Origin of the sequence: Escherichia sp. 93.0816 (assembly GCF_013368855.2) — a bacterium.
GTDB classification, from domain to species: domain Bacteria; phylum Pseudomonadota; class Gammaproteobacteria; order Enterobacterales; family Enterobacteriaceae; genus Escherichia; species Escherichia ruysiae.
The window spans coordinates 224,937-240,558 of sequence record NZ_JABWNC020000004.1 but is presented as its reverse complement, the minus strand read 5'-3'; the positions used below and the strand labels follow the sequence as shown (position 1 = coordinate 240,558).

16 protein-coding genes are annotated in these 15,622 nt (G+C 52.5%); 15 read left to right on the top strand and 1 reads right to left on the bottom strand.

Annotation, left to right across the window (positions count from 1 at the left end; all coding sequences use genetic code 11):
* The first annotated feature begins 19 nt into the window (after positions 1 to 19).
* Positions 20 to 1,198, top strand: a complete 1,179-nt coding sequence (locus HEM79_RS07350) for an MFS transporter (protein WP_176242343.1) — start codon at positions 20 to 22, stop codon at positions 1,196 to 1,198.
* On the opposite strand, the gene flk is transcribed toward HEM79_RS07350, so the two are convergent.
* The gene (gene flk / locus HEM79_RS07345; protein WP_000615848.1) at positions 1,195 to 2,190 is read right to left on the bottom strand and encodes a flagella biosynthesis regulator Flk; all 996 of its coding nucleotides are present in this window, start codon (positions 2,188 to 2,190) and stop codon (positions 1,195 to 1,197) included. The genes HEM79_RS07350 and flk overlap by 4 nt on opposite strands.
* 99 nt (positions 2,191 to 2,289) lie before the next feature.
* Here flk and pdxB point away from each other — a divergent pair, with 99 nt between their 5' ends.
* The 14 genes from pdxB (at position 2,290) to HEM79_RS07275 (ending at position 15,618) form a co-directional block, all read left to right on the top strand.
* On the top strand, positions 2,290 to 3,426 hold the full coding sequence (gene pdxB, locus HEM79_RS07340; protein ID WP_176242341.1) for a 4-phosphoerythronate dehydrogenase PdxB: 1,137 nt from the start codon (positions 2,290 to 2,292) through the stop codon (positions 3,424 to 3,426).
* A 65-nt stretch (positions 3,427 to 3,491) separates the two neighbouring features.
* Positions 3,492 to 4,505 carry an aspartate-semialdehyde dehydrogenase gene (locus tag HEM79_RS07335; RefSeq protein ID WP_176242339.1) on the top strand — a complete coding sequence of 338 codons (1,014 nt, stop codon included), beginning with the start codon at positions 3,492 to 3,494 and terminating at the stop codon, positions 4,503 to 4,505.
* On the top strand, positions 4,505 to 5,317 hold the full coding sequence (gene truA, locus HEM79_RS07330; RefSeq protein WP_001283597.1) for a tRNA pseudouridine(38-40) synthase TruA: 813 nt from the start codon (positions 4,505 to 4,507) through the stop codon (positions 5,315 to 5,317). The genes HEM79_RS07335 and truA overlap by 1 nt, the downstream gene beginning before the upstream one ends.
* An 82-nt stretch (positions 5,318 to 5,399) precedes the next feature.
* Entirely contained in the window at positions 5,400 to 6,059 is a 660-nt protein-coding gene (locus HEM79_RS07325; RefSeq protein ID WP_000364335.1) for a DedA family protein, read from the top strand.
* A 153-nt stretch (positions 6,060 to 6,212) separates the two neighbouring features.
* Complete coding sequence (gene accD, locus HEM79_RS07320) at positions 6,213 to 7,127, top strand: acetyl-CoA carboxylase, carboxyltransferase subunit beta (protein ID WP_000118402.1); 915 nt, start codon at positions 6,213 to 6,215, stop codon at positions 7,125 to 7,127.
* A 69-nt stretch (positions 7,128 to 7,196) separates the two neighbouring features.
* The gene (gene folC / locus HEM79_RS07315; RefSeq protein WP_176242337.1) at positions 7,197 to 8,465 is read left to right on the top strand and encodes a bifunctional tetrahydrofolate synthase/dihydrofolate synthase; all 1,269 of its coding nucleotides are present in this window, start codon (positions 7,197 to 7,199) and stop codon (positions 8,463 to 8,465) included.
* Positions 8,455 to 9,117 (top strand): cell division protein DedD, encoded by a 663-nt coding sequence (dedD, locus tag HEM79_RS07310; RefSeq protein ID WP_000146984.1) that lies wholly within the window; start codon positions 8,455 to 8,457, stop codon positions 9,115 to 9,117. Before folC ends, dedD begins: the two co-directional genes overlap by 11 nt.
* Before the next feature lie 256 nt (positions 9,118 to 9,373).
* The gene (gene cvpA, locus HEM79_RS07305; protein WP_000262106.1) at positions 9,374 to 9,862 is read left to right on the top strand and encodes a colicin V production protein; all 489 of its coding nucleotides are present in this window, start codon (positions 9,374 to 9,376) and stop codon (positions 9,860 to 9,862) included.
* Between the two features lie 36 nt (positions 9,863 to 9,898).
* Positions 9,899 to 11,416 carry an amidophosphoribosyltransferase gene (purF, locus tag HEM79_RS07300; protein WP_000334208.1) on the top strand — a complete coding sequence of 506 codons (1,518 nt, stop codon included), beginning with the start codon at positions 9,899 to 9,901 and terminating at the stop codon, positions 11,414 to 11,416.
* Positions 11,417 to 11,510: 94 nt separating this feature from the next.
* Positions 11,511 to 12,080, top strand: a complete 570-nt coding sequence (gene ubiX, locus HEM79_RS07295; RefSeq protein WP_000825692.1) for a flavin prenyltransferase UbiX — start codon at positions 11,511 to 11,513, stop codon at positions 12,078 to 12,080.
* Positions 12,081 to 12,343: 263 nt separating this feature from the next.
* Positions 12,344 to 13,126: a lysine/arginine/ornithine ABC transporter substrate-binding protein ArgT gene (gene argT / locus HEM79_RS07290; protein ID WP_176242335.1), complete on the top strand. Its 783-nt coding sequence runs from the start codon at positions 12,344 to 12,346 to the stop codon at positions 13,124 to 13,126.
* Positions 13,127 to 13,346: 220 nt separating this feature from the next.
* Entirely contained in the window at positions 13,347 to 14,129 is a 783-nt protein-coding gene (gene hisJ, locus HEM79_RS07285; protein WP_137594785.1) for a histidine ABC transporter substrate-binding protein HisJ, read from the top strand.
* 89 nt (positions 14,130 to 14,218) lie between these two features.
* Positions 14,219 to 14,905 (top strand): histidine ABC transporter permease HisQ, encoded by a 687-nt coding sequence (hisQ, locus tag HEM79_RS07280; protein WP_097337692.1) that lies wholly within the window; start codon positions 14,219 to 14,221, stop codon positions 14,903 to 14,905.
* On the top strand, positions 14,902 to 15,618 hold the full coding sequence (locus HEM79_RS07275; RefSeq protein WP_021551136.1) for an ABC transporter permease: 717 nt from the start codon (positions 14,902 to 14,904) through the stop codon (positions 15,616 to 15,618). The genes hisQ and HEM79_RS07275 overlap by 4 nt, the downstream gene beginning before the upstream one ends.
* Positions 15,619 to 15,622: the final 4 nt, after the last annotated feature.

The following is a 15,622-nucleotide window of genomic DNA, read 5'->3' as shown; positions in this document are numbered from 1 at the left end:
CTGCATTCTGGAGTAATGCATGACTGCTGTAAGCCAAACAGAAACACGATCTTCTGCCAATTTTTCACTCTTTCGTATCGCCTTTGCGGTTTTTCTAACTTACATGACCGTTGGGTTACCGTTGCCGGTTATCCCGCTGTTTGTTCATCATGAACTGGGCTATGGCAACACCATGGTCGGGTTTGCCGTCGGCATTCAGTTTCTGGCTACGGTGCTGACGCGTGGCTACGCCGGGCGGCTGGCCGATCAATATGGCGCAAAACGTTCGGCGCTTCAGGGGATGTTAGCTTGTGGTCTGGCTGGCGGCGCGTTGCTGCTGGCGGCGCTTTTACCCGTCTCTGCACCGATTAAATTTGCTCTGCTGGTTGTCGGGCGTTTGATTCTTGGCTTTGGTGAAAGTCAGTTGCTGACAGGGGCTTTGACATGGGGATTAGGCATTGTCGGGCCGAAACACTCCGGTAAAGTGATGTCCTGGAACGGAATGGCCATTTACGGCGCACTGGCAGTCGGCGCACCGCTTGGCTTACTGATTCATAGCCATTACGGTTTTGCCGCACTGGCGCTCACCACAATGGCATTACCCTTACTGGCGTGGGGCTGCAACGGCACAGTACGCAAAGTACCGGCAATGGAGGGAGAACGCCCATCGCTGTGGAGCGTTGTTGGGCTTATCTGGAAACCAGGGCTAGGACTGGCGCTTCAGGGTGTTGGCTTTGCGGTTATCGGGACTTTTGTTTCGCTCTACTTTGCCAGCAAAGGATGGGCGATGGCGGGCTTTACGCTCACCGCCTTTGGCGGCGCATTTGTCGTTATGCGCGTGATGTTTGGCTGGATGCCAGACCGTTTTGGCGGCGTAAAAGTGGCGATTGTCTCTCTGCTGGTGGAAACGGTAGGCTTGTTGCTGCTCTGGCAGGCGCCGGGTGCGTGGGTCGCGTTAGCTGGCGCGGCGTTAACCGGAGCAGGGTGTTCGCTTATTTTCCCTGCGCTGGGCGTGGAAGTGGTTAAACGTGTTCCTTCCCAGGTTCGCGGTACTGCGCTCGGCGGCTATGCCGCGTTTCAGGATATCGCCCTCGGCGTTTCCGGGCCGCTGGCGGGAGTGCTGGCGACCTCGTTTGGTTACTCTTCAGTATTTCTTGCCGGGGCGATATCGGCGGTGCTGGGGATTATCGTGACGATACTGTCGTTTCGCCGGGGTTAACTCACCAGCCAAAACAACATCACAATGATGACGACGAATAATATCCACAAGCTGGGGCGCATTGACATTTTTTGTATCGTGTCAATTAATGGGGTAAAGGGATTGAACAGCGGTTGAATATCACGCGGTTCAATGCCTTTTACCCGCCGCTGATAGAGCTGGTTAAGGATATCCTCGGCCTGTGCAGAAGTCAGGGCTGAATGCGTAGAAAGGCCATACTTTTGCTCAACATATGTCGATAATACCGTTAACTCGCTTGCATCCAGTGGCTGTTTTAGCGCCATCTGGAGCGACTCCAGCGTCGGTGTGTGTTGCTGACTTAACGCCTGACGCGCCTGTAACCAGGTGACCAGATGGTTAAACTGTTTCGCTGGAATCAACTCGCCGTCTTTCACCCCTGAAAGTTCCAGCATCGATTGCCAGATCTGTTTACTGGGTTCCCCCGTGGCTGCCGCGAGTTTTGTGACCAGTTGTTTGAGCGTATTGTGCTCCGCTGGTAATAAAGGTCGATCGGTCGCCTGGCGCTGTTGCGGCTGCGGGATAACCATCTTCCCTTCCTGTAGCAGAGTCAGGACGGTTTTTAATTGCTCTGGTGAGAGTTGATTCAGCGGCGTCTGACCAAAATTATGCCGGATATAATCCGTGACGGCCTGACGATTATTCCCCAGACGTAAATACTCCCCCAATTGAGCCAGAAGTTGGCGGACAGAATAACTTTTTTGCGCAGACAGCAGACGTTGCGCAAGGTTTTGTTCTGCGGCCGGGAAGTGGCGTGAAAGCAAAGGTGAATCACCCGGCAGACCGATGTCGTGCTTTATATTGGCCCACAATTCCGCTCTCTGCTGTTGCGTCAGCGAAGTTATTTTAGTCATCAAACTTTCCAACGCGGTACGTTGCAAGCTGGATAAAGGCTGATTGCCTGCGCCAGACGACAGGTTATCCCCCTGACCTGGTGGTTGCGCAGGTGGAAGGCCTGAAAGAGGTTGTATCATTACGTATCCTTATACCTGAAATCATCGCAAGTATGCCTGGCCGCGAGATTATGGCACACTTGTCCGGTTAACTCTCGTTCTCATACAGGTAGCACAAACGTGAAAATCCTTGTTGATGAAAATATGCCTTATGCCCGCGAATTATTTAGCCGTCTGGGTGAGGTGAAAGCGGTTCCGGGGCGTCCAATTCCAGTCGCTGAGCTGGATGATGCAGATGCGCTGATGGTGCGTTCAGTCACAAAAGTGAACGCGTCGCTGCTGACGGGGAAACCGGTAAAATTTGTTGGCACTGCCACGGCAGGGACAGACCATGTTGATGAGGCATGGTTGAAGCAGGCGGGGATTGGTTTTTCTGCGGCACCTGGCTGTAATGCGATTGCGGTAGTGGAATACGTTTTCTCGTCATTGCTGATGCTTGCCGAACGCGATGGATTTTCACTGCATGACCGTACCGTAGGGATCGTGGGCGTCGGTAATGTCGGTCGTCGATTACAGGCGCGGCTGGAGGCGTTGGGGATTAAAACCTTGCTTTGCGATCCGCCACGCGCCGATCGTGGGGATGAGGGGGATTTCCGTTCTCTTGATGAGCTGGTTCAGCACGCAGATGTTCTGACTTTCCATACACCGCTCTTTAAAGATGGGCCGTACAAAACGCTACATCTGGCGGATGAAAAATTGATCCGCCGCCTGAAGCCAGGGACTATTTTGATTAACGCTTGCCGTGGCGCGGTCGTTGATAATACCGCGTTATTGACTTGCCTGAACGAAGGCCAGAAGTTAAGCGTGGTGCTGGATGTCTGGGAAGGGGAGCCGGAACTCAACGTAGAACTGTTGAAGAAAGTGGATATCGGCACGCCGCATATCGCCGGTTATACCCTGGAAGGAAAAGCGCGCGGAACCACACAAGTATTTGAAGCGTACAGCAAATTTATTGGTCATGAGCAGCACATTGCGCTGGATACCTTACTGCCAACGCCAGAGTTTGGTCGCATCACGCTGCATGGCTCGCTCGATCAGCCAACGCTGAAAAGGCTGGTGCATTTGGTGTATGATGTGCGACGCGATGACGCACCGCTGCGTAAAGTCGCCGGAATACCGGGTGAGTTTGATAAACTGCGCAAAAACTACCTTGAGCGCCGTGAATGGTCGTCTCTATATGTGATCTGTGATGACGCCAGCGCGGCGGCATTACTGTGTAAACTGGGTTTTAACGCCGTTCATCATCCGGCACGTTAATCTCTTCTTCATACTCTCTGCTGTAATATCGGCAGGGAGTTTTGCTATTTCTGGAGTAAACCACCATGTCTGAAGGCTGGAACATTGCCGTCCTGGGCGCGACTGGCGCTGTGGGCGAAGCCCTGCTTGAAACGCTGGCTGAACGTCAGTTCCCGGTTGGGGAAATTTATGCACTGGCACGTAACGAAAGCGCAGGTGAACATCTGCGCTTTGGTGGTAAGACAATCACCGTGCAGGATGCCGCTGAATTTGACTGGACGCAGGCGCAACTTGCATTTTTTGTCGCAGGCAAAGAAGCGACCGCTGCCTGGGTTGAAGAAGCGACCAACGCGGGTTGTCTGGTGATCGACAGCAGCGGATTGTTTGCTCTCGAACCCGACGTACCGCTGGTGGTGCCGGAAGTGAATCCTTTTGTACTGACCGATTACCGCAACCGCAACGTCATTGCTGTTCCTGATAGCCTGACCAGTCAGTTACTGACAGCACTGAAACCGTTAATCGATCAGGGCGGTTTGGCGCGCATCAGCGTCACCAGTCTGATTTCTGCCTCCGCCCAGGGTAAAAAAGCGGTCGATGCCTTAGCAGGGCAGAGCGCGAAATTGCTCAACGGTATTCCGATTGATGAAGAAGATTTCTTTGGTCGTCAGCTGGCATTCAACATGCTGCCTCTGTTGCCGGATCGCGAAGGTAGCGTGCGCGAAGAACGCCGTATCGTCGATGAAGTGCGCAAAATCATGCAGGACGAAGGACTGATGATTTCGGCAAGCGTCGTCCAGGCACCGGTATTTTATGGTCATGCTCAGATGGTCAACTTTGAAGCACTGCGCCCGCTGGCGGCGGAAGAAGCGCGTGATGCATTTGCTCAAAGTGAAGATATTGAGCTTTCTGAAGAGAATGAATTTCCAACACAGGTGGGCGATGCTTCCGGGTCGCCGCATCTTTCTGTTGGTTGCGTGCGTAATGACTATGGTATGCCGGAACAAATTCAGTTCTGGTCGGTGGCTGATAACGTTCGCTTTGGCGGCGCATTGATGGCAGTGAAGATCGCTGAAAAACTGGTGCAGGAGTACCTGTACTAATGTCCGACCAGCAACAACCGCCAGTTTATAAAATTGCGCTGGGCATTGAGTACGACGGCAGCAGATATTACGGCTGGCAACGGCAGAACGAAGTTCGCAGCGTGCAGGAGAAGCTGGAAAAGGCGCTCTCGCAGGTGGCGAACGAACCGATCACCGTCTTCTGCGCCGGGCGTACCGACGCAGGCGTACACGGCACCGGGCAGGTTGTGCATTTCGAAACCACCGCGCAGCGTAAAGACGCTGCGTGGACGTTGGGCGTAAATGCGAATTTACCTGGTGACATCGCCGTGCGTTGGGTTAAAGCTGTACCCGATGATTTTCATGCCCGATTTAGCGCCACGGCTCGCCGTTATCGCTATATCATCTACAATCATCGGCTGCGCCCGGCGGTACTGAGTAAAGGGGTAACCCATTTTTACGAACCGCTGGACGCTGAACGGATGCATCGGGCTGCGCAATGTCTGCTGGGCGAGAATGATTTCACCTCGTTTCGCGCGGTGCAATGTCAGTCCCGAACGCCGTGGCGCAACGTTATGCATATCAACGTCACGCGTCACGGTCCTTATGTGGTGGTGGATATCAAAGCGAATGCCTTTGTACACCATATGGTGAGGAATATTGTCGGCAGCCTGATGGAAGTCGGTGCCCACAACCAGCCAGAGAGCTGGATAGCAGAGCTGTTGGCGGCAAAGGACAGAACGCTGGCGGCAGCAACGGCGAAAGCGGAAGGGCTGTATCTGGTTGCGGTGGATTACCCTGACCGATTTGATCTTCCAAAGCCGCCAATGGGCCCGCTATTTCTGGCGGACTAACGAGAACAATGCTCTGAACATTTCAGGCCGTAGCCAGCGCAGTTACGGCCGGAAAGAGTAAGAGCAAAAGGCATAGGCAATTATGGACCTGATTTATTTCCTCATCGATTTTATCCTGCACATTGATGTGCATCTGGCGGAGCTGGTCGCAGAGTATGGCGTCTGGGTTTATGCCATCCTGTTTTTGATTTTGTTCTGTGAAACCGGTCTGGTGGTGACACCGTTTCTGCCGGGAGATTCGCTGCTGTTTGTCGCTGGAGCACTGGCTTCGCTTGAAACCAACGATCTCAATGTTCATATGATGGTCGTACTGATGTTAATTGCCGCGATTGTTGGTGATGCAGTTAACTACACCATCGGACGGTTGTTCGGTGAGAAATTATTCAGTAATCCGAACTCGAAAATTTTCCGTCGTAGCTATCTCGACAAAACGCATCAGTTTTATGAGAAACACGGTGGCAAAACCATTATTCTCGCCCGTTTTGTGCCGATCGTCAGAACGTTCGCCCCGTTCGTTGCGGGGATGGGCCACATGTCGTACCGTCATTTTGCCGCTTACAATGTGATCGGCGCGCTGTTATGGGTACTGCTTTTTACCTACGCAGGCTATTTCTTCGGTACAATCCCAATGGTTCAGGATAACCTTAAGCTGCTGATCGTCGGGATTATTGTGGTTTCCATATTGCCGGGCGTCATCGAAATTATCCGTCACAAACGCGCTGCGGCACGCGCCGCAAAATAAAGTAACTCGGCGGTTCGACCACTTTTTTATCCAAAGTTTCGGGCTGTTATGTTTTAATGTGCAACATTGATGGTCTGTTGGGGGCAAAAATGGCATTATGCGTCCCCAAAGATAAAACTGGCATCGAACCAGGTTCAGACAGAAAGGTCCCTAATGAGCTGGATTGAACGAATTAAAAGCAACATTACTCCCACCCGCAAGGCAAGCATTCCTGAAGGTGTGTGGACTAAGTGTGATAGCTGCGGTCAGGTTTTATACCGTGCAGAGCTGGAACGTAATCTTGAGGTCTGTCCGAAGTGTGACCATCACATGCGTATGACGGCGCGTAATCGCCTGCATAGCCTGTTAGATGAAGGAAGCCTTGTGGAGCTGGGTAGCGAGCTTGAGCCGAAAGATGTGCTGAAGTTCCGTGACTCCAAAAAGTATAAAGATCGTCTGGCATCAGCACAGAAAGAAACCGGCGAAAAAGACGCGCTGGTAGTAATGAAAGGCACCCTGTATGGAATGCCGGTCGTTGCTGCTGCCTTCGAATTTGCCTTTATGGGCGGTTCAATGGGATCCGTAGTGGGTGCTCGTTTTGTGCGTGCCGTTGAGCAGGCGCTGGAAGACAACTGCCCACTTATCTGCTTTTCCGCCTCTGGTGGCGCACGTATGCAAGAGGCGCTGATGTCGCTGATGCAGATGGCGAAAACCTCTGCGGCGCTGGCGAAAATGCAGGAGCGCGGTCTGCCGTACATTTCCGTACTGACCGATCCGACCATGGGCGGCGTTTCTGCAAGTTTCGCGATGCTTGGCGATCTCAATATTGCTGAACCGAAAGCGTTGATCGGCTTTGCCGGCCCGCGAGTTATTGAACAGACCGTTCGCGAAAAACTGCCGCCGGGATTCCAGCGCAGTGAGTTCCTGATCGAAAAAGGCGCGATCGACATGATCGTCCGCCGTCCGGAAATGCGCCTGAAACTGGCGAGCATTCTGGCGAAGCTGATGAATCTGCCAGCGCCAAATCCTGAAGCGCCACGTGAAGGCGAAGTGGTGCCACCAGCACCGGATCAGGAACCTGAGGCCTGATAACTGATAAGGGCAGGGCCGCTGGCTCTGCCCTTTTGCTATTATCCCCGTAATGAATCAGCGGATACCATGATTATCAAACGCACACCTCAAGCCGCGTCGCCTTTGGCTTCGTGGCTTTCTTATCTGGAAAACCTGCACAGTAAGACTATCGATCTCGGCCTTGAGCGCGTAAGCCAGGTGGCAGCGCGTCTCGGCGTTCTGAAACCAGCACCGTTTGTGTTTACCGTTGCGGGTACTAATGGCAAAGGCACAACCTGCCGCACGCTGGAATCGATACTCATGGCGGCAGGGTACAAAGTGGGTGTTTACAGTTCGCCGCATCTGGTGCGTTATACCGAGCGCGTTCGTGTACAGGGTCAGGAACTACCAGAATCGGCCCACACCGCCTCTTTTGCTGAGATTGAATCGGCACGCGGTGATATTTCCCTGACCTATTTTGAATACGGCACGTTGTCGGCGCTGTGGCTGTTTAAACAGGCGCAACTTGATGTGGTAATTCTGGAAGTGGGGCTGGGTGGTCGTCTGGATGCCACCAATATTGTCGATGCTGATGTGGCTGTGGTGACCAGCATTGCGCTGGATCATACCGACTGGCTGGGGCCAGATCGCGAAAGCATTGGTCGCGAGAAAGCGGGGATCTTCCGCAGTGAAAGACCGGCGATCGTTGGTGAACCTGAAATGCCGTACACCATCGCCGATGTGGCGCATGAGAAGGGCGCACTGTTGCGACGTCGAGGCGTAGAGTGGAATTATTTCGTCAGCGACCATGGCTGGTCGTTTACCGACGCACACGGCACGCTGGAAAACCTGCCGTTACCACTTGTCCCACAACCGAATGCCGCAACGGCGCTGGCGGCGCTGCGTGCCAGCGGTCTGGAGGTCAGTGAACAGGCAATTCGCGATGGCATTGCCAGCGCAATTTTGCCGGGACGTTTCCAGATTGTGAGCGAGTCGCCACGCGTCATTTTTGATGTCGCCCATAATCCCCATGCGGCAGAATATCTTACCGGGCGTATGAAAGCGTTACCGAAAAACGGGCGCGTACTGGCAGTAATCGGTATGCTACATGATAAAGATATTGCTGGGACATTGGCCTGGTTGAAAAGCGTGGTGGATGACTGGTATTGTGCGCCACTGGAAGGGTCGCGCGGTGCCACGGCAGAACAACTGCTTGAGCATTTGGGTAACGGCAAATCATTTGATAGCGTTGCGCAGGCATGGGATGCCGCAATGGCGGACGCTAAACCGGAAGATACCGTGCTGGTGTGTGGTTCATTCCACACGGTCGCACATGTCATGGAAGTGATTGACGCGAGGAGAAGCGGTGGCGAGTAAGTTTCAGAATCGGTTAGTTGGCACAATAGTGCTGGTGGCGCTGGGAGTGATTGTGCTGCCAGGGCTGCTGGACGGGCAGAAAAAACATTATCAGGATGAGTTCGCGGCAATCCCGCTGGTGCCGAAAGCGGGCGATCGCGATGAGCCTGATATGATGCCAGCCGCTACCCAGGCATTGCCGACACAGCCGCCTGAAGGGGCTGCAGAGGAAGTGCGTGCGGGCGATGCTGCGGCACCTTCGCTCGATCCGGCAATTATTGCGGCCAATAATACCGAGTTTGAACCGGAACCTGCACCGGTCGCTCCACCGAAGCCGAAACCGGTGGAACCGCCTAAGCCGAAAGTAGAAGCACCACCTGCGCCGAAGCCAGAACCGAAACCGGTCGTGGAAGAAAAAGCTGCACCGACGGGTAAAGCGTATGTTGTGCAACTGGGCGCGCTGAAAAATGCCGACAAAGTGAATGAGATTGTTGGTAAATTGCGCGGTGCGGGATACCGGGTTTATACGTCGCCGTCAACGCCAGTACAGGGTAAAATCACCCGTATTCTGGTTGGGCCGGATGCCTCGAAAGAGAAGCTGAAAGGCTCGCTGGGTGAGCTGAAGCAACTTTCAGGCTTAAGCGGCGTGGTAATGGGCTATACGCCGAATTAATACGGTTTTGCCTGATGCGACGCTGGCGTCTTATCAGGCCCGAACAAGAGCAGCCCTGTAGGTCGGATAAGGCGTTCACGCCGCATCCGACATGTATTGCCCGATGCCGCAAAGGCAAAAAAAACCGATGGCGTTGAATATTTTTTCAGCGCCATTTTTATTGATGCACGGGAAGGAAATCCCTACGCAAACGTTTTCTTTTTCTGTTAGAATGCGCCCCGAACAGGATGACAGGGCGTAAAATCGTGGGACACATATGGTCTGGATTGATTACGCCATAATCGCGGTGATTGCTTTTTCCTCTCTGGTTAGCCTGATCCGTGGCTTTGTTCGTGAAGCGTTATCGCTGGTGACATGGGGCTGTGCTTTCTTTGTCGCCAGTCATTACTACACTTACCTGTCACCCTGGTTTACGGGCTTTGAAGACGAACTGGTTCGAAATGGGATTGCCATCGCGGTACTGTTTATTGCCACGCTTATCGTTGGCGCTATCGTGAACTTCGTGATAGGCCAGCTAGTGGAGAAAACAGGGTTGTCAGGCACCGATCGGGTGCTGGGCGTCTGTTTCGGTGCGTTGCGTGGTGTGCTGATTGTTGCTGCCATTCTTTTCTTTCTCGACTCCTTTACCGGAGTGTCGAAAAGCGAAGACTGGAGCAAATCACAGCTGATCCCGCAGTTCAGTTTTATCATCAGATGGTTTTTTGATTATCTGCAAAGCTCGTCAAGTTTCTTGCCCAGAATCTAACGGTTCTGAGATGTGGCTTAACGAGGAAAAAGACGTATGTGCGGTATTGTCGGTATCGCCGGTGTTATGCCGGTTAACCAATCGATTTATGATGCCTTAACGGTGCTTCAGCATCGCGGTCAGGATGCCGCTGGCATCATCACCATTGATGCCAATAACTGCTTCCGTTTGCGTAAAGCAAACGGTCTGGTGAGCGATATATTTGAAGCTCGCCATATGCAGCGTTTGCAGGGCAATATGGGCATTGGTCATGTGCGTTACCCTACGGCTGGCAGCTCCAGCGCCTCTGAAGCACAGCCGTTTTACGTTAACTCCCCGTATGGCATCACGCTTGCCCATAATGGCAATCTGACTAACGCTCACGAGTTGCGTAAAAAGCTGTTTGAAGAAAAACGCCGCCACATCAACACCACTTCCGACTCGGAAATTCTGCTCAATATCTTCGCCAGCGAACTGGACAACTTTCGCCATTACCCGCTGGAAGCCGACAACATTTTTGCCGCCATTGCCGCCACAAACCGCCAGATCCGTGGCGCGTATGCCTGTGTGGCGATGATTATCGGTCACGGTATGGTCGCGTTTCGCGATCCTAACGGCATTCGTCCCCTGGTGTTAGGGAAGCGCGATATTGATGAGAATCGCACAGAATATATGGTCGCTTCTGAAAGCGTTGCGCTCGACACCCTGGGCTTTGAGTTCCTGCGTGATGTAGCACCTGGTGAAGCGATTTACATCACTGAAGACGGACAGTTGTTTACCCGCCAGTGTGCCGACAATCCGGTCAGCAATCCGTGCCTGTTTGAGTATGTATACTTCGCCCGCCCGGACTCGTTCATCGACAAAATTTCCGTTTACAGCGCCCGCGTCAATATGGGAACGAAACTTGGCGAGAAAATTGCTCGCGAATGGGAAGATCTGGATATCGACGTGGTTATTCCAATCCCGGAAACTTCCTGCGATATCGCGCTGGAAATCGCTCGAATTCTGGGTAAACCGTACCGCCAGGGCTTCGTCAAAAACCGCTATGTTGGCCGCACCTTTATCATGCCGGGTCAGCAGCTGCGCCGTAAGTCTGTGCGCCGTAAACTGAACGCCAACCGCGCCGAGTTCCGTGATAAAAACGTCCTGCTGGTTGATGACTCCATCGTCCGTGGCACCACCTCTGAGCAGATTATCGAGATGGCGCGTGAAGCCGGAGCGAAGAAAGTTTACCTCGCCTCTGCAGCACCGGAAATTCGCTTCCCGAACGTTTATGGTATTGATATGCCGAGCGCCACGGAGCTTATCGCCCACGGTCGTGAAGTGGATGAAATTCGTCAGATCATTGGTGCAGACGGCCTGATTTTCCAGGATCTGAACGATCTGATCGAAGCCGTCCGTGCTGAAAACCCGGATATTCAGCAGTTTGAATGCTCGGTGTTTAACGGCGTTTACGTTACCAAAGACGTCGATCAGGGCTATCTCGATTTCCTCGATACCTTACGTAATGACGATGCCAAAGCAGTGCAACGTCAGAACGAAGTTGAAAACCTGGAAATGCATAACGAAGGATGACGCCTTCACGCAGGGTGCCGGTCTGGCACCCTGACTTGCAACTCCCGCCGAAATACTGCAAAGTCTGCCTGCAAGTCTGACAGGGCAACTATTTATGAAACGACTCATTGTAGGCATCAGCGGTGCCAGCGGCGCGATTTATGGCGTGCGTTTATTACAGGTTCTGCGCGATGTCGCAGATGTTGAAACGCATCTGGTGATGAGCCAGGCGGCGCGCCAGACCTTATCCCTCGAAACGGATTTTTCCCTGCGCGAGGTGCAAGCGTTAGCCGATGTGACGCACGATGCGCGCGATATTGCTGCCAGCATTTCTTCCGGTTCTTTCCAGACGTTGGGGATGGTGATTTTACCCTGTTCAATCAAAACCCTTTCCGGCATTGTCCATAGCTATACCGATGGTTTACTGACCCGTGCGGCAGACGTGGTGCTGAAAGAGCGTCGCCCGTTGGTGCTCTGCGTGCGTGAAACACCATTGCACTTAGGCCACCTGCGGTTAATGACTCAGGCGGCGGAAATCGGTGCGGTGATTATGCCTCCCGTTCCGGCGTTTTATCATCGCCCGCAATCGCTTGATGATGTGATAAATCAGACGGTTAACCGTGTACTTGACCAGTTTGCGATAACCCTTCCCGAAGATCTCTTTGCCCGCTGGCAGGGCGTATAACTTTGCTGTTGCCCTGTTTCAGGGCAATTTTGCAACCGCGATCAAATCCTCGACATTTTGTTCCTGCCATTCAATCGAAACGCTGCGATTCAACCGCCATACCTGCTATCTTCAACTTCAGGACAATGACGCAACGTCTTATTAACATATTTAACATCGAATGTTTCTGCTGTCGGCAAGATGGCATAAGACCTGCATGAAAGAGCCTGCAACACACAACACAATACACAACATAAAAAAGCCATTTCACTTGAGGGTTATGTATGAAGAAGTCGATTCTCGCTCTGTCTTTGTTAGTCGGTCTCTCCACAGCGGCTTCCAGCTATGCGGCGCTGCCGGAGACGGTACGTATCGGAACGGATACCACCTATGCACCGTTCTCATCGAAAGATGCCAAAGGTGACTTTGTTGGCTTTGATATCGATCTCGGTAACGAGATGTGCAAACGGATGCAGGTGAAATGTACCTGGGTTGCCAGTGACTTTGATGCGCTGATCCCCTCACTGAAAGCGAAAAAAATCGACGCCATTATTTCGTCGCTCTCCATTACCGATAAACGTCAGCAGGAGATTGCCTTCTCTGACAAGTTGTACGCCGCAGATTCTCGTTTGATTGCCGCCAAAGGTTCGCCGATCCAGCCGACGCTGGATTCACTGAAAGGTAAACATGTTGGCGTGCTGCAAGGCTCCACCCAGGAAGCGTATGCCAATGACAACTGGCGCAGTAAAGGCGTCGATGTGGTGGCCTATGCTAACCAGGATTTGGTCTATTCCGATCTGGATGCAGGCCGTCTGGATGCCGCTCTGCAGGATGAAGTGGCTGCCAGCGAAGGTTTCCTCAAGCAACCCGCCGGTAAAGAGTTCGCCTTTGCTGGCTCATCAGTGAAAGACAAAAAATACTTCGGTGATGGTACAGGCGTAGGGCTACGTAAAGATGATGCCGAACTGAAAGCCGCTTTTGATAAGGCACTTGGCGAACTGCGTCAGGACGGCACCTACGATAAGATGGCGAAAAAGTATTTCGACTTTAATGTCTACGGTGACTGATACGTCGCAGGGAAGCTGTACCTGATGGAATGATCATCATGGTGCACGCCAGGTTTGTTGCACTATCGTGGTGCATTTAAATGCATACTTAAGCATTTTTAATGAAAAATAATACGTCTAACGGGGCGGGATATTTTGCCTTGATGGTCAATTTTATGGCACGATAAGTGTAACAAACCTGTAAATATTCCCTATAAAAAGACTGTCAGTTGAGGACATTATGAAAAAACTGGTGCTATCGCTCTCTCTGGTTCTGGCCTTCTCCAGCGCAACTGCAGCGTTTGCTGCGATCCCGCAAAACATCCGCATCGGCACCGATCCGACCTATGCGCCGTTTGAATCAAAAAATTCACAAGGCGAACTGGTTGGCTTTGACATCGATTTGGCGAAGGAGCTATGTAAACGCATCAATACGCAATGTACGTTTGTCGAAAACCCGCTGGATGCGTTAATCCCGTCCTTAAAAGCGAAGAAGATTGACGCCATCATGTCATCGCTTTCCATTACGGAAAAACGTCGGCAAGAAATTGCCTTCACCGACAAACTGTACGCTGCCGATTCTCGTCTGGTGGTGGCGAAAAATTCCGACATTCAGCCGACAGTCGAGTCGCTGAAAGGCAAGCGGGTAGGGGTATTGCAGGGCACCACCCAGGAGACATTTGGTAACGAACACTGGGCGCCAAAAGGCATTGAAATCGTCTCTTATCAGGGGCAGGACAACATTTACTCTGACCTGACCGCCGGACGAATTGATGCCGCGTTCCAGGATGAGGTCGCCGCCAGCGAAGGTTTCCTCAAGCAGCCAGTCGGTAAAGATTACAAATTCGGTGGCCCGTCTGTTAAAGATGAAAAACTGTTTGGCGTAGGCACCGGCATGGGCCTGCGTAAAGAAGATAACGAACTGCGCGAGGCACTGAACAAAGCCTTTGCCGAAATGCGCGCTGACGGTACTTACGAGAAACTGGCGAAAAAGTACTTCGATTTTGATGTTTATGGTGGCTAATCGCCATCGGTGAAAGAAAGCCCGCTCCCTTCGGGTAACCGGAGGGAGACAAGAGGCGGTAATTCACCACACACGACAGGACAGGCAGCATGTTGTATGGGTTTTCAGGTGTTATTTTACAGGGTGCGCTCGTCACGCTGGAGCTGGCGATCAGCTCTGTAGTGCTCGCTGTAATCATCGGTTTAATTGGCGCTGGCGGTAAGCTCTCGCAAAATCGGCTTTCGGGGCTGATTTTCGAAGGATACACCACGCTGATTCGTGGCGTGCCGGACTTGGTGTTGATGCTGCTGATTTTCTACGGTTTGCAGATTGCGCTAAACACGGTGACGGAGGCGATGGGCGTCGGGCAGATTGATATCGACCCGATGGTCGCCGGCATTATCACTCTCGGTTTTATCTACGGTGCTTACTTCACCGAAACGTTCCGTGGCGCGTTTATGGCAGTGCCGAAAGGGCATATAGAGGCGGCGATGGCGTTCGGTTTTACTCGTGGGCAAGTGTTTCGGCGGATCATGTTTCCGGCGATGATGCGTTACGCCCTGCCGGGAATTGGCAACAACTGGCAGGTGATTCTTAAATCAACTGCCCTGGTTTCGTTACTCGGTCTGGAAGATGTGGTCAAAGCCACGCAACTTGCGGGTAAAAGTACCTGGGAACCGTTCTATTTCGCCATCGTCTGCGGCGTGATTTATCTGGTTTTCACCACCGTTTCCAATGGTGTGCTGCTGTTCCTTGAGCGCCGCTACTCCGTGGGTGTGAAGAGGGCCGACCTGTGATCGAAATCATTCAGGAATACTGGAAATCATTGTTGTGGACCGACGGCTACCGTTTTACTGGCGTCGCGATCACTCTCTGGCTGCTGATTTTGTCGGTAGTGATGGGCGGAATTCTGGCGCTGTTTCTGGCGATTGGTCGCGTCTCAAGTAATAAATACATCCAGTTTCCAATCTGGCTATTTACGTATATTTTTCGCGGTACGCCGCTGTATGTTCAGTTGCTGGTGTTCTATTCCGGCATGTATACGCTGGAGATTGTTAAGGGCACCGAGTTCCTTAACGCCTTTTTCCGCAGTGGCCTGAACTGTACCGTCCTGGCGCTGACGCTCAACACCTGCGCTTACACCACCGAGATTTTTGCCGGGGCAATCCGCTCAGTGCCGCATGGGGAAATTGAAGCCGCCAGAGCCTATGGCTTCTCGACCTTTAAAATGTATCGCTGCATTATTTTGCCTTCTGCACTGCGTATTGCTTTGCCGGCATACAGCAACGAAGTGATCCTGATGCTGCACTCTACTGCGCTGGCTTTCACCGCCACGGTGCCGGATCTGCTGAAAATTGCCCGCGATATCAACGCCGCCACTTATCAACCATTTACCGCTTTCGGCATTGCCGCTGTGCTCTATTTAATTATCTCTTATGTCCTGATAAGCCTGTTCCGTAAAGCGGAAAAACGCTGGTTGCAGCATGTGAAACCTTCTTCAACGCACTGAGAAT